This window comes from Williamsia phyllosphaerae (genome assembly GCF_014635305.1).
In the GTDB taxonomy this organism is placed as follows: Bacteria; Actinomycetota; Actinomycetes; order Mycobacteriales; family Mycobacteriaceae; genus Williamsia_A; species Williamsia_A phyllosphaerae.
Window position 1 is genome coordinate 1780274 of the sequence record NZ_BMCS01000001.1, and the last position, 22516, is coordinate 1802789.

The 22516-nt window shown below is 67.4% G+C and carries 21 protein-coding genes; 15 read left to right on the forward strand and 6 right to left on the reverse strand.

Features of this window, described 5'->3' with window-relative positions; all coding sequences use genetic code 11:
- Positions 1-7: 7 nt before the first annotated feature.
- Positions 8-1438 carry a cytochrome P450 gene (locus tag IEV93_RS08430; RefSeq protein WP_188488711.1) on the reverse strand — a complete coding sequence of 477 codons (1431 nt, stop codon included), beginning with the start codon at positions 1436-1438 and terminating at the stop codon, positions 8-10.
- Between the two features lie 59 nt (positions 1439-1497).
- Here IEV93_RS08430 and IEV93_RS08435 point away from each other — a divergent pair, with 59 nt between their 5' ends.
- Positions 1498-2130, forward strand: a complete 633-nt coding sequence (locus IEV93_RS08435; protein WP_229704973.1) for a TetR/AcrR family transcriptional regulator — start codon at positions 1498-1500, stop codon at positions 2128-2130.
- On the opposite strand, the gene IEV93_RS08440 is transcribed toward IEV93_RS08435, so the two are convergent.
- Positions 2117-2908 (reverse strand): crotonase/enoyl-CoA hydratase family protein, encoded by a 792-nt coding sequence (locus IEV93_RS08440; protein WP_188488713.1) that lies wholly within the window; start codon positions 2906-2908, stop codon positions 2117-2119. The two genes, IEV93_RS08435 and IEV93_RS08440, sit on opposite strands and share 14 nt — an antisense overlap.
- 89 nt (positions 2909-2997) lie before the next feature.
- Here IEV93_RS08440 and IEV93_RS08445 point away from each other — a divergent pair, with 89 nt between their 5' ends.
- Entirely contained in the window at positions 2998-4656 is a 1659-nt protein-coding gene (locus IEV93_RS08445) for an acyl-CoA synthetase (protein WP_188488715.1), read from the forward strand.
- A 29-nt stretch (positions 4657-4685) separates the two neighbouring features.
- Complete coding sequence (locus IEV93_RS08450; protein WP_188488717.1) at positions 4686-5831, forward strand: NAD(P)H-dependent flavin oxidoreductase; 1146 nt, start codon at positions 4686-4688, stop codon at positions 5829-5831.
- A 7-nt stretch (positions 5832-5838) separates the two neighbouring features.
- Here the strand turns inward: IEV93_RS08450 and IEV93_RS08455 are convergent, their stop codons facing one another.
- Genes IEV93_RS08455 through IEV93_RS08465 form a run of 3 tightly spaced genes read right to left on the reverse strand, consistent with a single transcriptional unit; the run spans position 5839 to position 9746 of the window.
- A complete protein-coding gene (locus IEV93_RS08455; RefSeq protein WP_188488719.1) occupies positions 5839-7404 on the reverse strand; it encodes a long-chain-fatty-acid--CoA ligase in 1566 nt (521 codons plus the stop codon).
- Positions 7405-7417: 13 nt separating this feature from the next.
- Entirely contained in the window at positions 7418-8527 is a 1110-nt protein-coding gene (locus tag IEV93_RS08460) for an acyl-CoA dehydrogenase family protein (RefSeq protein WP_188488721.1), read from the reverse strand.
- 31 nt (positions 8528-8558) lie between these two features.
- Complete coding sequence (locus tag IEV93_RS08465) at positions 8559-9746, reverse strand: acyl-CoA dehydrogenase family protein (protein ID WP_188488723.1); 1188 nt, start codon at positions 9744-9746, stop codon at positions 8559-8561.
- A 140-nt stretch (positions 9747-9886) separates the two neighbouring features.
- Here IEV93_RS08465 and IEV93_RS08470 point away from each other — a divergent pair, with 140 nt between their 5' ends.
- The 12 genes from IEV93_RS08470 to IEV93_RS08525 all read left to right on the forward strand — a co-directional run bounded on the left by IEV93_RS08470 (position 9887) and on the right by IEV93_RS08525 (position 21845).
- A complete protein-coding gene (locus IEV93_RS08470) occupies positions 9887-10075 on the forward strand; it encodes a ferredoxin (RefSeq protein ID WP_188488725.1) in 189 nt (62 codons plus the stop codon).
- Positions 10076-10204: 129 nt separating this feature from the next.
- On the forward strand, positions 10205-11110 hold the full coding sequence (locus IEV93_RS08475) for a 3-oxoacyl-ACP reductase (RefSeq protein ID WP_229704974.1): 906 nt from the start codon (positions 10205-10207) through the stop codon (positions 11108-11110).
- A 193-nt stretch (positions 11111-11303) separates the two neighbouring features.
- Complete coding sequence (locus IEV93_RS08480; RefSeq protein ID WP_188488727.1) at positions 11304-12068, forward strand: MlaE family ABC transporter permease; 765 nt, start codon at positions 11304-11306, stop codon at positions 12066-12068.
- Between the two features lie 3 nt (positions 12069-12071).
- A complete protein-coding gene (locus IEV93_RS08485) occupies positions 12072-12926 on the forward strand; it encodes an MlaE family ABC transporter permease (protein WP_188488729.1) in 855 nt (284 codons plus the stop codon).
- Positions 12927-12982: 56 nt separating this feature from the next.
- Complete coding sequence (locus IEV93_RS08490; RefSeq protein WP_188490462.1) at positions 12983-14107, forward strand: MCE family protein; 1125 nt, start codon at positions 12983-12985, stop codon at positions 14105-14107.
- A complete protein-coding gene (locus tag IEV93_RS08495; protein ID WP_229704975.1) occupies positions 14100-15170 on the forward strand; it encodes an MCE family protein in 1071 nt (356 codons plus the stop codon). The genes IEV93_RS08490 and IEV93_RS08495 overlap by 8 nt, the downstream gene beginning before the upstream one ends.
- Positions 15167-16381 (forward strand): MCE family protein, encoded by a 1215-nt coding sequence (locus IEV93_RS08500; protein WP_371873802.1) that lies wholly within the window; start codon positions 15167-15169, stop codon positions 16379-16381. Before IEV93_RS08495 ends, IEV93_RS08500 begins: the two co-directional genes overlap by 4 nt.
- On the forward strand, positions 16381-17646 hold the full coding sequence (locus tag IEV93_RS08505; protein WP_188490465.1) for an MCE family protein: 1266 nt from the start codon (positions 16381-16383) through the stop codon (positions 17644-17646). Before IEV93_RS08500 ends, IEV93_RS08505 begins: the two co-directional genes overlap by 1 nt.
- Complete coding sequence (locus IEV93_RS08510; RefSeq protein ID WP_371873803.1) at positions 17646-18941, forward strand: MCE family protein; 1296 nt, start codon at positions 17646-17648, stop codon at positions 18939-18941. The genes IEV93_RS08505 and IEV93_RS08510 overlap by 1 nt, the downstream gene beginning before the upstream one ends.
- The gene (locus tag IEV93_RS08515) at positions 18938-20356 is read left to right on the forward strand and encodes an MCE family protein (RefSeq protein WP_188488731.1); all 1419 of its coding nucleotides are present in this window, start codon (positions 18938-18940) and stop codon (positions 20354-20356) included. Before IEV93_RS08510 ends, IEV93_RS08515 begins: the two co-directional genes overlap by 4 nt.
- Positions 20353-21228 (forward strand): Rv1363c family protein, encoded by an 876-nt coding sequence (locus IEV93_RS08520; RefSeq protein ID WP_188488733.1) that lies wholly within the window; start codon positions 20353-20355, stop codon positions 21226-21228. The genes IEV93_RS08515 and IEV93_RS08520 overlap by 4 nt, the downstream gene beginning before the upstream one ends.
- Positions 21228-21845 carry a hypothetical protein gene (locus tag IEV93_RS08525; protein ID WP_188488735.1) on the forward strand — a complete coding sequence of 206 codons (618 nt, stop codon included), beginning with the start codon at positions 21228-21230 and terminating at the stop codon, positions 21843-21845. Before IEV93_RS08520 ends, IEV93_RS08525 begins: the two co-directional genes overlap by 1 nt.
- Here the strand turns inward: IEV93_RS08525 and IEV93_RS08530 are convergent.
- The gene (locus IEV93_RS08530) at positions 21838-22446 is read right to left on the reverse strand and encodes an FKBP-type peptidyl-prolyl cis-trans isomerase (protein ID WP_188488737.1); all 609 of its coding nucleotides are present in this window, start codon (positions 22444-22446) and stop codon (positions 21838-21840) included. The genes IEV93_RS08525 and IEV93_RS08530 overlap by 8 nt on opposite strands.
- Between the last annotated feature and the right edge of the window lie 70 nt (positions 22447-22516).

Consider the following 22516-nt stretch of genomic DNA (forward strand, 5'->3'; position numbering starts at 1 on the left):
GGCTCCTCTACTCGGAGTCGGCGCTCGCCATCCGGGCGGTGCGGGTACGCAGGGTGAGCTCGAAGCCCCTGGGCAGCATGGTGAGTCGCTCGTCGACGGCGAGTTCGTAGTCCGGGTCGCCCGTGATGTCGAAGCGGTGCACCAGGGACGCGAGCACCAACACGGCCTCATGGATGGCGAACTGGCGTCCGATACATGCCCGTGCCCCGGCGCCGAAGGGCTTGTAACTGTGGGCCGGTCGCTTCTTGACGTTGGCGGCCAGGAAGCGGTCCGGGTCGAACTCGTCGGGGTTCTCCCAGACCGCCGGGTCCTTGTGGACGAGCCCCAGTGCCACGACCGCGAAGTCCTGCGGGCGCATCGTGTACTCGCCGGCGAAGGTCGTGGTCTCGCGGGGGCTGCGTCCGAAGCCGGGCACGGTGGGCCAGATCCGCAGCGATTCGTCGAGAACGCGACGGATGTAGCGGAACTTGCTCACCTGGTCGAACGCCGGCATCGCGTCCGGGTCGTCACCCAGGATCTCGTCGGCCTCGGCCGCCGCCCTGGCCAGGCACTCGGGATTGCGGGCCAGGTAGTAGAGCGCGAACGACAGTGCGCCGGAGGTCGTCTCGTGTCCGGCGACCAGGAACGTCAGGATTTGGTAGCGGATGTTGAGCAGGCTGAGCTTCTCGCCGGTCTCGGGATGGGCGACGTTCAGCATGATCCCGAGGAGGTCGTGCTGGCTCTCGGAGTCGCCGCGCGCGGAGATCAGCTCGTCGAGCATCTCGTCGACATAGGCCTGATGGTGGGCGAAGCGTCGGTCGATGACCTTGGCCAGGAGCTTGCCGCCGGGCGCGCTGCGTAGACCGCCCTTGCGGCGTCCGCCCTCGAGGGCCCCGACCATCGCGTGCACGAACGGGTGCGGTTCCTCGGTCCCGAACGACCCGAAGTCGTGGCTGAAGGCGCTGCGGCTCAGCGTCTCCATCGTCAGCTTCGTCATGTCGCGGGAGACGTCGACCGGACCGGCGGTCAGCCGGTCCCGCCAGTAGTCGAACAGTTCGGTCGCGGTCTGGACCATGATCGGGTGATAGGACTGCATGGCCGACTTCGTGAACGCGGGCATCAGCAGTTCGTGCGCGAGTTGCCAGTTCGTCTCGTCGTTGTGCGCGGTGAACAGCCCGTCGCCCGCGTAGTCCCGCAACGCCTCGATCGCCGGCGGCAGGGCCTTGCAGAACCGGGTCTCATCGCACAGTTCGGCGGCGAGCTCGACGGTGCCGACCAGGACGATCTTCTGTCGGAACACCTGCAGCTCGAAGATCGGACCGAGGCCGGCCGCCCCGCGCTGCATGCTCAGGATGGGCTGGCGCGGATCGATGGTGAGCAGGTCGCCGATGTAGGGCAACCGTCGTCCGGCCGAGGGGAAACGTCGACCGGACCAACTGTTCTGCATCGCCTTCGCCATGACCAGACCATGCCTCGCTACTGAATCGGTGTCAAGTAGTGCGGGTCTAGGGTGGTGCCGTGGCCACCCGGACGCGCATGACCCCCGAGCAACGTCGTGAACAGTTGCTCGATCTGGGTGCCGAACTGTTCGCCTCGCATCCCTACGACGAGGTGCACATCGAGCGGGTGGCCGAATTGGCCGGTGTGTCACGGGGTTTGCTGTACCACTACTTCCCCGGCAAGCGAGACTTCTTCGTCGCGTTCCTCAGTCGGGAGAACGAGTCGCTGCTGGCCGAGACCGCGCCCGATCCGACCCTGCCGCCGATGGAACAACTCCGTGGCGGCGTGATCGCCTTCCTGGACCACTGCATCAGCCACGAGCACGGCGTTCGGGCGGTGTTCCGCGGAGCGGTGAGTTCCGACCCGGCCATCGTCGACATCGTCGCGCGGTCGATCGACCTCGAGGTGGAGCGGATCCTCACCGCAGTCGACGGCCACACGGACACCGCGCCGGTGCTGGTGCTGGCCCTGCGGAGTTGGATCGGCATGGTGCGGGCGTCCTGCTACGAATTCCTGAACGACCGGACCATCGACAAGCAGGACGTCGCGACAATGTGTATCGGGGCCTTCGTCGGTGCGATGTCGGGACTCCCGGCCGCCGCAGTGCCCCCGGGGCTCGTACGGGTGATCGCCGACGTCACTCCCCGGTGAAGACCGGTTTCTGTTTCTCGGCGAACGCGCGTGGTCCGATCTTCGCGTCCCTGCTCATGAACACCTTCACGCCGAGGTCCGCGTCGACCTTGAACGCTTCCTCCTCGTGCATGCCCTCGGTGTCGCGGATCGTCTTGAGGATCGCCTGGACCGCGAGCGGGCCGTTGGCGGCGATGAGGTCGGCCACCGACAACGCCTTGTCCAGAGCGGTGCCGTCCGGCACGACGTAGCCGATCAGTCCGTAGTCGAGCGCCTCGGCGGCGGTGATGTGACGTCCGGTCAGCAGGATGTCCGCAGCGATCGTGTACGGGATCTGACGGACCAGGCGAACGGCACTGCCGCCGAGCGGGAACAGTCCCCACCTCGCCTCGGACACGCCGAACTTGGCGCTCTCGCCGGCCACTCGGATGTCGGTGCCCTGCAGGATCTCGGTGCCGCCGGCGATCGCGGCACCCTCGACCGCGGCGATGAGCGGCTTGCTCAACCGTCGGCCCTTGAGAAGTGCGGGAAGGCGGGTGAGATCCCAGCCGCCCTGCTTGAAGTTGTCGCCGGGGGCCTGCGAGTTCATCGCCTTGAGGTCGGCGCCCGCGCAGAAGGCGCCGCCCGCACCGGTCAGGATCGCGACGCGGATCGAGGGATCGGAGTCGACACGGTCCCAGGCTTCGGCCATGATCGCCATCATCTCGCCGGACAGCGCGTTGCGTGCCTCCGGCCGGTTCATGGTGACGATGAGGGTGTGATCACGTTGCTCGACAAGGCAATGCGGCTCGCTCGACATGACGCTCTTCTCCGTGCTCGGGTCCGATCCCGCAGGGCGGTCGGAGTTGCTGCTTGCCGGAAACGGTAACACGTTCTAGTTTTAGGGTCATGGCCTACAACATCGCCGACTTCATCGAGCACGCCGTCGACCTCATGCCCGATCGCACCGCGCTGGAGACCGACGGCGCATCGCGGACCTACGCGGAGTTGGAGGCGCGCGCGAACGCCCTCGCGCACCAGCTACGGGCGTTCGGTGTGGAGCCGGGGGACACCGTCGGCGTCTACAGCCGCAACACCCTCGAGTGCGTCGAGGCCATGGTCGCGATCTTCAAGGCCCGCGCGGTGATGGTGAACGTGAACTTCCGCTACGTGGAGAGCGAGCTCGAGCACATCTTCACCGACTCCGAGATGTCGGTCCTCATCTACGAGCGGCAGTTCACCCAGAAGGTCGCCAAGGTGTTGCCGAAGGCGCCGAAGCTCAAGCACCTGATCGTCATGGAGGACGGTGTCAGTCCCGACATCGCCGACGCGCTCAACCACGGGCATCTCACCGCCGACGCGACCGAGTTCGAGGAGGCGATCGCGAACAACTCGAGTGAGCGTGACTTCGAGAAGCGGTCCAACGACGACCTGTACATGCTCTACACCGGTGGGACGACCGGACATCCCAAGGGCGTCGTGTGGCGTCAGGAGGACGTCTACCGCGTGCTCGGCGGCGGCACCGACTGGTTCAACGGGGTGCCGATCGACGACGAGTGGAAGTTCGCCAACGACGGCGCCGCGGGCGGTCAGCTCGTGCGGTTCCCGATCCCGCCGTTCATCCACGGTGGGTCGCAGTGGGCGGTGTTCCAGGCCCTTTACGGCGGCGGCAAGGCCATCATCTACCCGGAGTTCGGCGGTCATCAGACCTGGGAGATCGTCGAGCGCCACAAGGTCAACGTCATCTTCATCACCGGTGACGCCATGGCGCGCCCGATGATCGACGCGCTGCTGGAGAAGGACTACGACATCAGCTCGGTCTTCTCCGTCGCATCGTCGGCCGCGCTGTTCTCCCAGAGCGTCAAGGACCAGTACGTCGACAAGTTCCCCAACGCGGTCATCATCGACGCCATCGGGTCGTCGGAGACCGGCTTCGGTGGCCTCGCGACCATCACCAAGGGTGCCGAGCACGCCGGCGGCCCGCGCGTGAAGGCCGACCCCAACACCGTGCTGCTGCGCGAGGACGGCACCATCATCCCGGTCGGCTCCGACGAGGTCGGGGTGATGGCGCGAACCGGCAACATCCCGCTGCGCTACTACAACGACCCGGTGAAGTCCGACAAGACCTTCAAGGTCTACGACGGGGTCCGCTACTCCATCCCCGGCGACTACGCCCGCTACGAGACCGACGGATCCATCACCATGCTCGGACGCGGCTCGGTGTCGATCAACTCCGGCGGCGAGAAGATCTACCCCGAAGAGGTGGAGCAGGCCCTCAAGGCCCACCCCGACGTGTTCGATGCCGTCGTCGTGGGGGTGCCCGACGAGCGATACGGCCAACGGGTGTCGGCCGTCATCGCCACCCGGGACGGCGCGCGGCCGTCGCTGGCGAGCGTGAACGAGGCTGCGCGCGAACAGATCGCCGGATACAAATGCCCGCGCAGCGTCTGGTTCGTCGACGAGATCAAGCGCTCTCCCGCCGGGAAGCCGAACTACCGATGGGGTACTGAGATCACCGAGTCGCGGGCGGCCGACGAGACCCTCACCGTCACCTCCACCCGCGTCTAGACCACGCACCACCGAACGAGAGACACACGATGAGAACAGAACTGACCGAACGTTTCGGGATCGAGTACCCGATCTTCGGGTTCACCCCGTCCGAGCACGTCGCCGCAGCCATCAGCCGCGCCGGCGGACTCGGGGTGCTCGGCTGCGTCCGCTTCAACGAGGCCGACGAGCTGAACACCGTCCTCGAGTGGATGCACGAGAACACCGACGGCAAGCCGTTCGGTGTGGACATCGTCATGCCGGCGAAGATCCCCACCGAGGGAACGCAGGTCGACCTCGACTCGCTCATCCCGGCCGAGCACCGGGCGTTCGTCGAGCGGACCCTCGACGAACTGCACGTGCCGAAGCTCCCGGGGGAGGAGCGGGTCAACGCGGGCGTCCTGGGGTGGCTGCACTCGGTCGCGCGATCGCACGTCGACATCGCCATGGAACACGCGGACCGCTACGGCCAGATCAAGCTCATCGCGAACGCGCTGGGCTCGCCGCCCAAGGACGTGATCGACAAGTCGCACGAGCACGGCGTGCAGGTCGCGGCGCTCGCGGGTGCGAGAGCCCACGCCATGCACCACGTCGACGCCGGTGTCGACATCGTCATCGCGCAGGGCTACGAGGCCGGTGGGCACACCGGCGAGATCACCTCGATCATCCTGTGGCCGGAGATCGTCGACGCGGTGCGCGGACACGCGTCGGTGCTCGCGGCCGGCGGTGTGGGCAGCGGGCGTCAGATGGCGGCCGCACTCGCGTCCGGCGCCGAGGGTGTCTGGATGGGCTCGTACTGGCTCACCGCGGCCGAGTACAAGCTCGGGTCGACCGGCGACGGCCCGACCACGATCCAGCAGGCGCTGCTCGACGCCACCTCACACGACACCGTCCGTCGTCGCATCTACTCCGGTAAGCCGGCCCGCCTGTTGAAGACGAAGTGGACCGACGCCTGGGATGCCGCGGACGCCCCGGAGCCGTTGCCTATGCCGCTGCAGAACATCCTCGTGAGCGAGGCGCACGCGCGGATCTCGGCGGCCGACGACGCGAGCGTCGTCGCCATGCCCGCCGGTCAGATCGTGGGCCGGATGAACGCGATCACGCCGACCGCGGAACTCATCGAGGACCTGGTCCGCGAGTACGAGGAGACCGTCGCGCGCCTCGGCCAGACGGTCGTGGAGCGCTCACCCGCCTGAGACCCTACTAACGGGTGGGGCGATAGCTGCGGGTGGCGCGGTCGAGAGACCAGGTGGGATCGAGGGTCGCACCGGCCAGTTCCCGCTTGAGGACCTTGAACGTCGCCGTGCGCGGCAGTTCCTCGACGAGGCAGACGTGTGTGGGCCACTGCTTCGGGCCGAGGTCGGTCTGTGCGGACAGGAACTCGGTCAGCTCCTCGGCACCGACATCGCCGACGACCGACGCGACGATCTCGTCCCCGATCTCTGTCCCGACACCGTAGACCGCGGCCAGTCGGATCCGGGCGTGGCGCAGCAGGATTCGTTCGATCGGTCCGGTCGCGAGGTTCTCGCCGTCGACGCGGACCCAGTCCCCGAGACGACCGGCGAAGTAGACGTACCCCTCGGCGTCGACATACCCGAGATCACCGGTGTGGTACTGCCCGCCGCGCATGCGTTCGGCCTCGGCGTCGGGGTTGCGGTAGTAGCCGGTGAACAGGCCCGCGCCGTCGGCGTTGACGATCTCGCCGATCGCCTCGGACGCGTTGAGCAGGGTGCCGTCGGCGTCGAAGACCGCGGTGGGACAGGGCCGTCCGGTATCGAGGTCCACCACGGCGTTCGGCTCGACCAGCGGGCCGAGTGCCTCGGGTGGGGTGTCCGGCGTGCGTGTGATCGCGACCCCGCCCTCGGTGGAACCGAATCCGTCGACCACCGTCACCCCGAATCGCTCGGTGAACGCGACGATGTCGTGTGCCGACGCCTCGTTGCCGTAGACGATGCGCAGCGTGGACTCGGCGTCATCAGGCTTCTCAGGGGTGGCCAGTACGTAGCTCAGTGGTTTGCCGACGTAGTTGGCGTAGGTGACCCCGTAGCGACGGACATCGTCGAGAAAGCCGCGGGCGGAGAACGTCCGACGTAGCGCGATCGAGGCACCCGCCGCGACCGCGACGCTCCAGCCGGCGATGATCGCGTTGGAATGGAACATCGGCATCGACAGGTAGACCACGTCGGTGTCGTCGAGGCCGAACCGCTGAGCCAGCATCGCCCCCGCGGCGGCGAACTTACGGTGGTCGCAGCAGACGGCCTTGGGTTCACCGCTGGTCCCCGAGGTGAAGATGAGCATCATCAGTTGCTCGGGGGTGATCTCCGGGCGCGGCCGGGCCGGGCGCGTGACCGCATCATCCAGACGGTCCGCCCAGTCCTCCGATGCGATGTCGATGACCGTTGTCTGCGAGCCGATCCCGGTGCCGTCGAGCAGATGTGCCGTCTCGGGCGAGGTGAGCACCACCCCGCAGTCGGCGGTGGCGATGTCGCGGGCCAGCGCCGCACCGCGTCGGGTGGTGTTCAGCCCGACCAGGACCAGGCCGTCGACGGCCGCCGCGCACAGCAGCACGCTGAACTCGACGACGTTGTCGAGCAGAACAGCGACATGCGGCGGTCGGTCGGGATCGAGTTCGCAGCGCAGCGCGCTCGCCCAGTGCCGCGCCTGCGCGAGATGATCTCGCCACGAGACGAACTCACCGGAGAACCAGATCCCGCTCGTTTCGACGTTCGCGAGTGGTTCGAGGAGTCCGGCGATGGTCTGTGGTGTCACGGCACGAGGGCGCTCAGGCCGGCTCCGCCGCCAGGGCCGTGCCGATCCTCCGCAGGTGGGTGGTCGCGGTGCCGAGGGCGAACTCGTTCTGTTTGGCCCGCAGGAAGTATCGGTGCAGACGGTGCGAGGTGTCGATGCCGACTCCGCCGTGGACGTGCACGGCGGTGTGGGCGACGCGGTGCCCGGCGTCGGCGGCCCAGAACTTCGCGGTCGCCAGTTCGGTGTCGGCGGGCAGTCCCTCGCCCATGAGATACGCCGCCTGCAGCAGGGTGAGCTTCGCGGCCCGCACGTCGATGTAGCCGTCGGCGAGTCGCTGGGCCACGGCCTGGAACGACCCGATCGGCCGTCCGAACTGCTCGCGTTCGCGGCCGTAGTCGGCGGTCAGGTCCAGCGCCTGTGCCACGAGGCCGGCCTGTTCGGCGCACTGCGCCAACACCATTCGATCGGCGACGAACGCCACCGCCTCGCGGCCGCCGAGGACGTCGTCGGCCGACACGGTGACGCCGGCGAGGTCGACCTGCGCGGTCGGGACCAGCCCGGTGGTCCGGGTCGGGGTGATGGTCACGCCGGGGGCGTCCGTCGCGATCACGACGGCGATCACGCCGTCATCGGTCGCCGCGTTGACGATCAGCGCATGCGCGGCGTGGGCGAACGGGGCCGCGACCTTGCTGCCGTCGAGCACCCACCCGTCCCCGTCGGCCCGGGCCCGGGTGGTCGGGGCGCAGGGGTCGTCGGCCAGTTCCTCGTCGACGGCGACCGAGACGATCGTGGCGCCGCTGACGAGGTCGGGGAGCCGGCGTTCGCGCGACGCCGCGGACCCGAAGCGAGCGATGGTGGGCAGCGCGGCGATGCTGTGCGGACCGAACGGCACCAGCGCGAGTTCCCGGCCGAGTTGTTCGGCGACGGCGACGTTCTCGACGACGCCGAGACCGGCACCCCCGGATGCGTCGTCGGCCTCGAGTCCCAGCAGGCCGGCGTCGGCCAGGGCGCGCCAGAGGTCGGTGTCGATGGGGGCGCCGTCGGTCTCGAGTGCGGCGAGCTTCTCGTGGTCGGAGACCTTGCCGACGATGTCGCGGGCCAGACCCGCGACGTCGGTGGTCTCTTCGGTGGATCGGAAGTCCATGGTGTGTCGTACCTTTCGGCGCCGTGGTGTTCTAGCGCTTCTGGGGCGGTTGCCCGAGCGCGAGCATCGAGATGATGTCGCGTTGGATCTCGTTGGTGCCGCCGCCGAAGGTGAGGATCAGCGACGAGCGGTGGAAGCGTTCGAGACGGCCGACGAGCTGGGCGCCTGCACTGCCCCGTCGCAGCGTCGCCGCCGGTCCGACCACCTCCATGAGCAGCCGATAGGCCTCGGTGGCGAACTCGGTGCCGAAGACCTTGGTGGCCGACGCGTCGGCCGGGGACGGGGAGCCGCCCTGGGTCGCCTCGGATGCGATGTTCCAGTTGATGAGCTTGAGGAACTCCACCTTGGCGTGCACCCGCGCGAGGTTGAGCTGGACCCACTCGGCGTCGATGACCCGCTGGCCCGTCCCGATCTTGGTGTCCTGCGCCCACTGCACCGTCTCGCGCAGTGCCTGCTGGATCGGAGCGGCACTGCACAGTGCCACCCGCTCGTGGTTGAGCTGGTTGGTCACCAGTGGCCACCCGCCGCCGAGTTCGCCGACGACGGCGGTCTTGGGTACGCGGACGTCGGAGTAGTAGGTGGCGCTCGTGTCGACGCCGGCCATCGTGTGCACCGGGGTGTAGCTGAACCCCTCGGCATCGGTGGGCACGATGAGCATCGAGATGCCCTTGTGCTTCTTGGCGTCGGGATCCGTGCGGCACGCCAACCAGATGTAGTCGGCGTACTGGATGAGGCTGGTCCACATCTTCTGGCCGTTGATGACGAAGTCGTCGCCGTCGGCGACCGCGGTGGTGCGCAGCGATGCGAGGTCGGTGCCCGCGCCGGGCTCGGAGTACCCGATGGCGAAGTGCAGCTCGCCGGCGGCGATCTTCGGCAGGAAGAACTTCTTCTGCTCGTCGGTGCCGAAGTTCATGATGGTCGGCGCCACCGAGTTGATGGTGAGGAACGGGACGGGCACGCCCGCGATCGCGGCCTCGTCGGTGAAGATCAGCTGGTCCATCATCGGACGGTTCTGGCCGCCGAACTCGGTGGGCCACCCGAGTGCGAGCCACCCGTCGCGACCCATCTGGGCGACGACCTCGCGGTAGACGTCCCCCTCACCGACCTCACCGGTGTCCGAGGCGAGCGCCGCTCGACGCTCGGGCGTCATCAGGTCGGCGAAGTAGGTCCTCAGTTCACGACGGAGCTCTTCTTGGGACTCCGTATAGGCGATGCGCATCGATGCTCCATGAGACAATTCGACCCGAACGTTCCAACGACGTGCGGTGGCACGGGCGTCGCGTGGATCTGTAACACGTTCTAACCTGAATCAGGGAGCGCGTCAACCGGCGCCACGATCGAAGGGAGTGTGCATCAGGCATGCGCATCAAAGCTGATTTCGACCTCTGTGAGTCCAATGCGATCTGCGTCGGCATGGCGCCGGACGTTTTCGACCTCGACGACAACGATTACCTGGTGATTCTGCAGGAAGAGGTTCCCGAGGACCGCCTCGAGGAGATGCGTCAGGTGGTCGCCAACTGCCCGAAGGCGGCCCTCTCCATCGAGTGACGTCCGACGTCCGGACACCTCTCCTCGGGGCCGACGGCGCGACTTGACATCTCGCCGGAATTAGAACAGGTTCTATCCAGAACCAGCCAGGGTGGAACCTGTTCCAGGGCATGACGAGAGGTGACGGACGTGTCGGTGAGCTCGGGCAACGGAGATCTCGGGGGTCGGGTCGCGATCGTGACCGGTGCGGCGGCCGGCCTCGGTCGTGCCGAGGCGATCGGACTCGCCGAGTCCGGCGCGACGGTCGTGGTGAACGATCTCGCGAACGCCCTCGATGCGAGCGACGTGGTCGACGAGATCACCGCCCTCGGGGCGAAGGCGGTCACCGTCGCCGGTGACATCTCCGACTCGGCGGTCGCGACCGAACTGATGCGGACCGCGGTCGACGACCACGGCAGCCTCGACGTCGTGATGAGCAACGCCGGCGTCGTCCGCGACCGGATGCTGTTCAACATGAGCGACGACGAGTGGGACCTCGTCATCCGTGTCCATCTCCGCGGGCACTTCCTCCTCAACCGCAACGCGGCGTCGCACTGGCGAACGCGCTCGAAGCAAGCCGGTGCCCCGGTGTTCGGTCGGCTGATCAACACCTCGTCGGAGGCGGGCCTGCTCGGACCGGAGGGGCAGGCGAACTACGGCGCGGCCAAGGCCGGCATCACGTCGCTCACGCTGTCGGCCTCGCGGGTGCTCAGTCGCTACGGCCCGACCGCCAACGCGATCTGCCCGCGTGCGCGCACCGCCATGACCGCATCGGTGTTCGGTGAGGCGCCCGAGGGTGAGGTGGACCCGTTGTCCACCGACCACGTCGTGCGCCTGGTGCAGTTCCTGGCCGGTCCGGCCTCGGCGTCTGTGTCGGGCCAGGTGTTCGTGGTCTACGGCCCCAAGGTCACTTTGATGGCCGCGCCCGCGGTCGCCGAGACCTTCGTCGCGCCCGGTGAGGCCTGGGATCGCGACGCCCTGGCCGACCGGCTCGGCGGGTACTTCGAGTCCCGCGACGCAGCAGTGACCTTCTCCGCATCGGACGCTCTCGCCTGATGGCCTTCTCCACCAACTGGACGCATGGTAGGTTTCCCTCGTTCGTTGGATCGTCGCAGGCCAGAGGTATCGCAGACGCAATCGGCGAAACGGCCGTGAGACAAACTAGAACACGTTATAGTCGCTTCATTCCAGGCGGTGCGGGACCGGCCGGACGTGTGGTCCGTTGTGCACCGTTGCGTGAGGAGAGTCGGTGAACGTTCGCCTAACGGCTCCTTTCGAGGGGGTCGGCGATTTCGTCGCACTGGCCGTGGCGACGGCACGTGAGCTGCCGCGCCGTCCCTTCCAGGCCCGCGAGACCGTCGAGCAGTCCTGGGCCATCGCGCGGGTGTCGATGGTCCCTACGGTTCTGGTCGCCATCCCGTTCACCGTCCTGGTCAGTTTCACCCTGAACATCCTGCTGCGCGAGATCGGTGCGCAGGATCTGTCCGGCGCAGGTGCCGCCCTCGGCACGATCACCCAGATCGGTCCGATCGTCACCGTGCTGATCGTGGCCGGCGCAGGAGCCACGGCCATCTGCGCCGACCTCGGCGCCCGGACCATCCGCGAGGAGATCGACGCGCTGAAGGTGTTGGGCATCGACCCCATCCACCGACTCGTGGTGCCGCGGGTCATCGCGTCGACCGGCGTGGCTATCCTTCTCAACAGCCTCGTGTGCACGATCGGTCTCGGCGGTGGCTTCGTCTTCTCGGTCTACCTCCAGGACGTCAACCCCGGCGCGTTCATCGCCAACCTCACGCTGCTCACGGGGTTCGGTGAGTTGATGATCTCGATGATCAAGGCCGCGCTCTTCGGCCTGTTCGCGGGGTTGGTCGGCTGCTATCGCGGTCTGAACGTCAAGGGTGGTGCGAAGGGTGTCGGTGACGCGGTCAACGAGACGGTCGTCTACTCCTTCATGGCGCTGTTCGTCGTCAACGTGGTCGTCACGGCCGTCGGTCTCAAAGCGACGGGCGGCTGAGACATGGTCGTACCCGTTCCCTCCAGCGTCCGAATCCGCACCGCTCGTTCGGCGGGCCGCGTGAGCTCGGAGTGGAACCGCATCGGTGATCAGGCGTTCTTCTACTGGGACAGCCTCATCAACATCCCCCGAGCGGTCCGCGCCTACAAGCGCGAGACGCTGCGTCTGATCGCCGAGATCAGCATGGGCACCGGCGCGCTCGCGATGATCGGTGGCACCGTCGTCGTGGTCGGGTTCCTGACCCTGTTCACCGGCGGCACCATCGCGGTGCAGGGCTACAGCTCACTGTCGAACATCGGTGTCGAGGTCCTGACCGGCTTCTTCTCGGCCTTCATCAACGTCCGCATCGCGGTGCCCGTCATCTCCGGCATCGCCCTGGCCGCCACCATCGGTGCCGGCGCGACCGCCCAGCTCGGCGCCATGCGCGTCAGCGAGGAGATCGACGCCCTCGAGTCCATGGCGATCTCGTCGATCCCGTACCTGGTGAGCACGCGCATCGTCGCCGGCCTCATCGCGATCATCCCGCTCTACGCGCTGGCCTCGGTCGCCTCGTTCCTCGCCAGTCGTTTCGCCACGGTGCTGATATACGGGCAGTCGTCCGGCGTCTACGACCACTACTTCAACACCTTCCTCATACCCTCGGACATCCTGTGGTCGTTCGTGCAGGCCATCTGTATGGCCGTGGCGGTCATGATGATCCACACCTACTACGGCTACAACGCCTCCGGCGGCCCGGTCGGCGTCGGCATCGCGGTCGGCAACGCCGTGCGGACCTCGCTGGTCGTGGTCGTCGTCATCACCCTGCTGCTGTCCCTCGCCATCTATGGCGCCGACGGGAAGTTCAACCTCTCGGGGTAGGCCACAAGATGAGAACAGAACGCTCCAGCCTGAGCAAGAAGCTCGCCGCGGTCGGCATGGTCGCCGCGATCGTCGTCGTGTTCACCCTCGCCGTGATGCAGTTCTCCGGCAGCTTCCGCGACACCTCGCCGGTGACGCTCACGGCCGATCGGGCCGGTCTGGTGATGAACGCCGACGCCAAGGTCCGGTTGCGGGGCGTGGTCATCGGCCGCGTCGCGAGCATCGAGCCCTACGGCGACCGCGTGGAACTCAAACTCAACATGGACACCGATCAGCTGAGCCGCGTCCCGGCCAACGTCACCGCACAGATCCGGTCCAACACCGTGTTCGGCGCGAAGTCGGTCGACCTCGACATCCCCGCGGACCCCTCCACCACCCACCTGCGTTCGGGCGGCTCGATCTCCGCCGACCGGGTACAGGTCGAGCTGAACACCGTGTTCCAGCGTCTGGTCGACGTGCTGGCGAAGGTCCAGCCGGACAAGCTCAACGCGACGCTCGGCGCGCTCGACACCGCGCTGTCGGGCCGCGGCGATCAGATCGGCAAGGGCCTCGAGGACCTGTCGAACCTGTTGGGGCGCACCAATCCGGTGCTCGACGACCTCAACCGGACCATCGATGCCACCGCCACGGTCACGAACGTCTACGCCGACGTGTTCCCGGACCTGTCCCGCGTCGTCGACAACTTCACCCGCACGGGCAACACCCTCGTCGACAACTCCTCGAATCTCGATGCGCTGCTGGTGAACACGACCGGACTGGCCAACACGGTCAACGGGATCATCGCGCCCAAGAAGCAGACGGTGATGACGGCGCTGTCCAACCTCGATCCGGTGTCGCAGCTGCTGGGCTACTACGCGCCGGGACTGAGCTGCTTCCTCAAGGCGACCGCGGGCGCGGGCAAGAAAGCGCTGCCGATCTTCGGTGACAAGACCGGTTACATCTCGCTCAACGCCGGTGTCCTGCCGGGCAAGGAGCCCTACCGCTACCCCGAGGACCTGCCCAAGGTGAACGTGCAGGGACCACCGACCTGCGCGCTAGGACTGTCCGACATCAACGCCACCACGCACGCGCCGTTCTACGTCGGCGACACCGCACCGCAGCCCTATCAGCCGCGCACCACCCCGAAGGCCGACCCGCGCAAGCTGTTCCAGATCATGTTCGGACCGGCGCCCCGTGGCTAGGTCGACGGCCCGATCACGGGCATTCCGCAGCACGTCGATCAAACTCGGCAGCTTCGCCGTGACGATGGTGCTGATCTTCGTGGCCCTCGTCGTGGTGTTCAGCCAGTACCGATCGGGCTCCACGAACGACTACAAGGCCACCTTCGCCAACGCGTCGCAGCTCAAGTCGGGCAGCAAGGTGCGCATCGCCGGTGTCGAGGTCGGCAAGGTCGGCGGGGTGTCGTTGAAGCCGTCGAACACCGCGACCGTCGACTTCAGCGTGGACCGGCAGTACCGACTCCCCAAGTCGGTGCGCGCGATGATCCGCTACGAGAACCTCACCGGCGACCGTTTCGTCGAGATCGCCGAGGGCACCGGGGATCCGGGGGCGTTCCTGTCCGCCGGCGCCACCATCCCCGAGTCGCAGACCGAGCCCGCGCTCGACCTCGACAAGCTGCTCGGTGGGTTCAAGCCACTGTTCAAGACCCTGGATCCCGCCGAGGTCAACGAGCTGTCGTCGTCGCTGATCCAGGTCTTCCAGGGCCAGGGGCCCGCGCTGACCCAGTTGCTGCGCAGCACGGCGTCGTTCACCGACACCCTCGCCGACCGCGATCAGCTGATCGGCGAGGTCATCGACAACCTCAACGGCACCCTCAAGACCATCGACGCCGACAAGGCGGGTTTCGACACCTCCCTCGACCGACTCCAGCAGCTGATCACCGGGCTCGCCTCCCAGAAGGACTCGATCGGCGCCGCGGTGACCAACACCTCGCAGCTGACCAACGACCTCGCCGGCCTGCTCGACACCACCCGGCCGGACCTGAACAACATCGTCACCAGGACGGGCCAGGTCTCCGACCAGGTGCTCGGCGACGAGCCGTTCCTGCGTGGTCTGCTGCAACGCTTCCCGGGTGACTTCAAAGCGCTGAGCAACCTCGGCAGTTACGGTGCGTGGCTGCAGATCTGGCTGTGCCGCGTCGACATCTACTTCACCGGACCGGACAACAAGGAGATCGTGTACCGATCCCTCGACGACACCGGCAACAACGTCAACCCCGGCGGGAGGTGTGCGACCCCGAGATGATGGCCTCGATCAGTGACTTCTTACGGGGGAGACGCGCCCCCAACCCCGCCTCGGCGACCGCCGACGCCGCGCGCAGCGAGGGCCGGGGTGACCGCTCACGCGCCCAGATCGGCATCATCGGCGTCGTGGTGACGACCCTCGTCGTCATCGTCGCCCTGCAGGTCGACAAGCTGCCGTACCTGTCCAGTGGCAGCATCTACACCACCTACTTCGATGACGCCGGCGGACTCAAAGACGGTGATGTCGTGGTCGTCTCGGGTGTCACCATCGGAACCGTCAAGGGCATCGGCCTGGCGAAGACCGATGTCGGGACCAAGGCCAAGGTCACGTTCTCGATGAACGACACCGTCGTGGTCGGTACCGAGAGCCAGGCCTCGATCAAGACCGAGACGGTCCTCGGACGACGGAATCTGACCCTGATCCCGCGGGGGAGTGGGCGGTTGACGCCCGGCGACTCCATCCCGAACCGCAACACCATCTCGCCGTACTCGCTGACCGATGCCCTCGACGACACGACGACCTCGATCGCCGAGACCGACACCGGTCAGCTCAACGACGCGTTGAACACGCTCTCGGCGACGTTCGCCGGGACACCTCGTGAGGTGCGCGGGGCGGTCGACGGGGTTGCGCGGCTGTCGAAGTCGATCGCCGACCGCGACGACGCGCTGACGTTGCTGCTGTCGCGCGCCAAGGGGGTCACCGACGTGATCGCCAAGCGCAGCGGTCAGATCAACTCGCTGCTCGTGGACGCCAACTCGCTGCTCGGTGAGCTGCAGGCGCGCCGGTTCGCGGTCGGACAACTCATCGTCGGTATCAAGGACGTCACCGCCGAGTTGAGCGGCTTCATCGCCGACAACAACGCCCAGCTCACCCCGGTACTGGGCAAGCTCAACCGGGTGCTGAAGATCCTGCAGGACAACTCCGACAACCTGAAGCAGACGCTGGATCGTCTGGGGCCCTACGCCAACGTGCTCGGCGAGGCGGTGGCCAGCGGCCCCTACTTCTCCTCGCTCGTCGGTGTCCCCACCTTCGGTGACTACACGTCGGTGTTCCTGAACCTGTTGCAGCAGAAGTATCCCGAGGCGGCCAAGGCCCTGAGCTACACCGGACTGCTGCCCCCGAAGGTCTTCCTGCGCCCCGATCAGGAGAGCGACCCCGACCGCTCGATCCCCGAGGTCGGCTCACCCAGAGACGGAAGCGGGGGCCGGTGATGGCGCGGATCGGCAAGCGGACGTGGCAGGTGATCGTGGCCGTGCTGTTGGTGATCGTGGTGGTCGTGGTCGCGTACCTCGGTTACCAGAAGGCCGTCTACAAGAGCTACACCGCCTACTTCACCGCGGTGAACGGGTTGTATCCCGGTGACCCGGTGCGGGTCCTGGGCGTCGACGTCGGCACGGTCAGCTCGGTGACCCCGCGTTCGGCCGATGTGAAGGTCGCGTTCGAGGTGGACCGCGACACCGACATCCCCCGCGACGTCTCCGCGGTCATCGTCGCGCAGAGCCTGGTGTCGGGCCGCTTCGTGCAACTCTCACCGGTCTACGCCAACGGTCCGCAGCTGGCGTCGGGCTCGGACATCCCCATGAACCGCACCGCGGTGCCGGTCGAGTGGGACGACATCAAGAAGGAGCTGACCCGTCTGACCGCGGCGGTGGGTCCGAAGGGTGCCGACGAGGGATCGGTCGCGCGCCTCGTCGACACCGCCGACGCGAACCTCAACGGCAACGGATCCGCGATCCGCGAGTCGGTGAAGCAGTTGTCGGATCTGTCGGCGACGTTGTCCGACAACCGCGGCGACCTGTTCGGCACCATCCGGAACCTGCAGTCGTTGACCGGCGCGTTGGAGAAGAGTCACGAGGAACTGGTCCAGTTCAACGGACGGATCGCGTCGGTGAGCCAGGTGCTGGCCGACAACACCGCGAACCTCAACGGCGCGCTCACCAACCTGGACTCGGCGCTGACCGACGTGAAGAACTTCATCGACACCAACGGCAAGTCGCTGACCGAGTCGGTGCAACGTCTGTCCGACGTCACCTCGACCCTGGCGCAGAAGGATTCGCAGATCCGCGACCTGTTGCACTCGGCGCCCACGCAGCTGAGCAACTTCTACAACATCTACAACCCGCTGACGGGGTCGTTGAGCGGCATCTTCGGCCTCGGGCAGTTCGGCAACCTCATCGACCTCCTCTGCGGCACGCTGGCCGCCAACGACCGTCCCGGCACCAGCCAGGCCGACGTCTCCAAGTGCGTCGACATCCTCGGTCCGATCATCTCCACCATCTCGGTCAACTACCCACCGGCACTGATCAATCCGGTGACCGGCATCAACGCCCGCCCGGGGCAGATCCAGTACCAGGATTCCAGCGTGCGGGCGCGCGCACAGCAGGGCATCGTCGATCAGGATGCGCAGACCCGGAAGTCCTACGGCGGCAACGTTCCGCTGGCGAACCTGCTCGTGCCGTTCGGGGGTCAGAACTGATGCGCGGGCTCCCGGGCGCGATGCGGCGTCCACGGTCGGTCGCCGTGGCGATGATGTCGGTGGCGGTGCTCGCGACGTCGGGGTGCGCGTTCCAGGGACTGAACTCGTTGCCGGTTCCGGGTGCGCAGGGCACCGGGGACGGGTCGTACGAGATCACCGCGCTCATCCCGAACGCCGCGAACCTGGTGCAGAACGCACCCGTGCTGATGAACGACGCGACCGTGGGCAGCGTCGGCAAGATCTCGGTGCGCAACTGGAAGGCGCTCGTCACCATCCGCCTCGACAAGGGCACCCAGGTGCCCAACGGGTCGCATGTGATGGTCGGGCTCACCAGCGTGCTGGGTTCGCTCAACCTGCAGGTGGTCCAGCCGGACAAGCCGACCGGCGGGATGATGAAGGCCGGCCAGGAGATCCCGCTGACGGCCTGCCCCGAGCAGGAGAACATCGAGACCCCGTCGAACGTCACCCCGGTGGCCGACATCAACTCCGCACAGCAGGTGGCGCAGTGCACCTACCCCACCGTCGAGCAGGTGCTCAGCTCGCTGTCGGTGGTCCTCAACGGCGGTGGGCTGTCGCAGATCGGTGACGTCGTCCACGAACTCAACGACACCCTCGCAGGCCGACAGGACGTCATCCGCAACCTCGTCCCGCGACTGAACACGCTGGTGTCGGATCTGGACAAGCAGCGCGCGAACATCATCTCCGCCGTCGAGGGTCTGGATCGATTGAGCCGCAACTTCAACGAGCAGTCGCCGACCATCGAACGCGCACTGGACGACGGTCCGAAGATCTTGAAGCTCCTCGTCGATCAGCGGGTCAACCTGACCGACGCGCTGGCTTCGGTGGGCCGTCTCAGTCGGACCACCGACGACATCCTCAAGGCCAACGGCGAGAACATCGAGACGATCGTGCGCAACCTGTCGCCGGTGCTCGACCAACTCCAGGACAGCGGGACGTCGCTGACGCAGTCGCTGAACATCCTCGTGACGTTCCCGTTCGCGGAGTCGGTCATCCCGAAGATCGTCAAGGGCGACTACGTCAACGCTGTCATCAACCTCGACCTGACCAACGGCCGACTCGGCCGCGGTGCCTTCGCGAGCCTGGGTGCGGGCGCTCCCGCGGCCGTCTACGGACCGGAGGCGGTCCTGGGCACGTCGGCGGGTGCGGCCAAGCGCGGGGCCAACCCGTTCACCGCACCCCTGACCGACGGTGATGATGCCGGAGCCCCCGCACCGAAAACATCCGCACCGAAGACCCCTGCACCGAAGACGACCACACCGAAGGCGGGCCGATGACCATCTCCCGCTTCGTACGCATCCAGCTGATCATCTTCTCGATCATCACCGTGGTCTCGCTGATCGCGGTGAGTGTCTTCTACATCCAGGTGCCCGCGCTGTTCGGCATCGGCCGATACACGGTCAAGGTGGACCTGCCGAGCACCGGCGGGATCTATCAGAACGCCAACGTCACCTACCGCGGCGTCACGGTCGGCAAGGTCGAGTCGGTCACCCTGAACTCGGCGGGCGTCCGGGCCACGTTGTCCATCGACAGCGACCGCCACATCCCCCAGTCGTCGAGCGCGTCGGTGCAGAGCGTCTCCGCCGTCGGCGAGCAGTTCGTCCAGTTCACCCCCGACCCGGGCAGCAGCGAACGCGGCAATCTCACCGACGGGTCGGTGGTTCGCAACGGGACTGTGCCGGTGGAGGTCTCGACCCTGCTCGATCAGACCAACGCCCTCCTCGCCAAGGTGCAGTCGACCAAGCTGCGGCGGGTGATGAACGAGGCGTTCAACGCGTTCAACGGATCCGGTGAGGACCTGCAGCGTCTGCTCGACTCGCTCACCCTGTTCGCCGACGAGGCCAACAAGAACTCCGATCAGACCGTCGCGTTGATCGAACAGGCCGCGCCGCTGCTCGAGACGCAGACCGCGACCGTCGGTGCGATCCGGCAGTGGACGTCGAACGTGGCGCAGGTGACCGATCAGATCCGGGCCAACGACCCCGAGTTGCGCGACATCCTGAGCAAGGGCCCCGGCACGACGAACCAGGCGCAGGAGCTGTTCGCGTCGATGGACCAGACGCTGCCACTGCTGTTCGACAACCTCGCCACCGCGGGGCGGACGCTGGCGGTGTATCTGCCCAACCTGCAGCAGGTCATGGTGCTCTATCCGCGGCTGATCCAGGCGCTCATCACGGCCGTCAACACCGAGGACCCGCGCAAGGGCGCCAACGTCGACTTCGCCCTGGGGTTCCAGGATCCCGGCACCTGCACGGTGGGCTTCCTACCCGCGTCGGAGCGACGCCCGGCGTCGGTGACGACAGCGCGAGACCTCCCGCCGGGACTGCTCTGTCGCGTCCCGCAGGACTCCAACGTCGGCGTACGCGGCGCACGTAACTTCCCGTGCGCGGAGTTCCCGGGACGGCGCGCGGCCACCCCCGCCGAATGCGCGACCGGCTACAAGCCGCTGGCCGAGAACGTGCCCTTCCCGCAGGGCCTGCCCGGAGTGCGCAACCTGCCCGACGGTCAGCTCACGCCGGCCACCCCGTCGTCGTTCGACGGAGCGCCCGCGGTCTACGGCGCGGCGTACGATCCGGTGTCAGGGGATGCGATCGGTCCGGACGGCAAGACCTACAACGTCGGGTCCGCAGACGGCGCCGCGCAAGGAGGAACCGCCACATGGCAGGGCCTGATCACGGGAACAGTGAAGTGACCTCGAACGAGGTGAAGCCGGTGCCCCGCGGCACCGCACGCCGTCGAGTCCGCCGACCGGCCGGTCCGCCGGCGGCCGAGGGGACCGCGGCACGGTCGGTGTCGGCGTCCACCGGACCCCGCACGAACCAGTCGGCGCCGCGAAAGACGGCCCCGATCAACCAGATCCGTCGGAAGAAGTCGACGCCGGCCGCGCAACCGGCGGTCGAGGCCGCCGACACCGGTACCGTCACCGACACGACGTCGCCGGAGGCCGCGCCGCAGCGATCCGGTGCCGCGATGTCCTACCGCGAGCGTCGTCGCGCAGGGTCGCCGACCGACACCGGCGCACGGGTGGTCAAGAAGCGGGCGGACCGTTCGCGTCTCGGTCTCGCACTCGCCGGTGTCGTCGCGGGCGTGCTCATCGTCGGGCTCGTGGTGGCGTCGGTGCTGTTCGCGACGGGCACCGATCGGATCGACGACCGGGCCGCGCAGCGCGCGCAGTACTCGGCGTTCGCCCGTCAGATGATCGTGAACCTGACGTCGTTGAGCCCTACCACCATCGACCAGGTGACCAACACCTTCGAGACCAAGACCAGCGGCAAGGCACTCGAGCAACTGCAACAGTCGCTGCAGCAGACGACCGATCTCGTGAAGTCGCAGGGCGTCACCACGAAGGGGACGATCCTGTCCGACGCGGTCGTCGACAGTGACGCCGACTCGGCGACGGTGATGTTGGTGTCGGGGTGGACGATGGACACCCCGCCGCCCGCTGCGGGTGCCGCGCCGCCGCCGGCCGATCAGGGTCCGGTGGTCCAGACGTTCCGGTGGAAGGTCAGCATCACCATGATCAATGGTGAGATGAAGATGGACAACGTCGAGTGGGTGACGTGATGGCCGACTCGACGAGCGTCTGGAAGTCGACGCGTGTGCGCATCGTCGGCGCCGTCATGGTCGCGCTGCTCCTGGCCGGCGCGGTCGCGGCGACCGTGCTCGGTCTGCGGTACGCCGGATCGCGTTCCGACGAGGACGCCCGCTCCGCCGCGCTCGACGCCGGGAAGCGCTACGCCACGGTGATGTTCGGGTTCACCCCGGCTGATGTCGACGAGAACGTCGCGCAGGCGAAGGCCGCGCTGGTCGGTGACGCCCGCAAGACCTACGACGGCATCATGTCCAGCAGCGACCTGTCGGCCGAGGTCAAGAAGCAGAACGTGCGCTCGGCGGTGTCGATCCAGGAGGCCGGGGTCGTCTCGAGCAACGCCGATCGTGCCGTCGTGTTGATCTTCATGAACCAGTCGGTGACCCGCGGTCAGACCGAGCTGGTCCGCGTTGAACCCAGCCGAGTTCAGTACTCGATGCGCAAGTCGGGTGATCGGTGGCTGATCGACGACATCCAGGTCATCACCGACAACTCCCTGCGCGACAAGCTGCACCTGGGGCCGGCGCCCGCCGCGGCCGCGACCCCGAGCGTGACGCCGCCGGCGCCGGCACCCACGAGCGGCGTCAGCTGATGCCGACGAGATCGACGACGAACACGAGGGTCGAGCCGCCGGGGATCTCCCCCTGGGGCTGATCGCCGTATCCGAGTGCGGGCGGGATGACGATCTCGCGGCGACTGCCGATCTTCATGCCGGTAATGCCCTGTGTGAATCCGGGGACCACCTCGGCCAGCGAGAAGCTGGTCGGTTCCCCGCCGCGCTGCCAGGTGCCGTCGAACACCTTGCCGTTGCTGTACAGCGCGCCCGTGTACTGGACGTTCACCGTGTCCGAGGCCACCGCGGTCCTGCCCTCACCGGTGACCAGGTCGGAGATGACGAGCCCGGCGGGCGGGTTGGCACCGCCGACCCCGATGATCGGCTCCTTCTTCAGGTCGGTGGAGTTCTGTGTGATGGCCGGAATGCCGGCCGAGCCCGAGACGCCGCTGCTCGGCGGTGCGGCCGCAGGCGTGGTGGGTTCGACGGCCGTGGTGTCGGTGGTGTCGGCAGCTGCGGTGGTGGTCGCGGCAGACGACGACGACGCGTCCGACGAATCGGAATCACCGCACGCGGCAGCGACACTCACCGCCACACACAGGGCCATGACGGAACTCGAGATCTTGAGACTGCGGCGCACGGGGATCACTTTCGACGGGGACGATGGTCGCCTCCAAGCTACGTGTTCACCCCGTGCGTGCAGTGGGGGG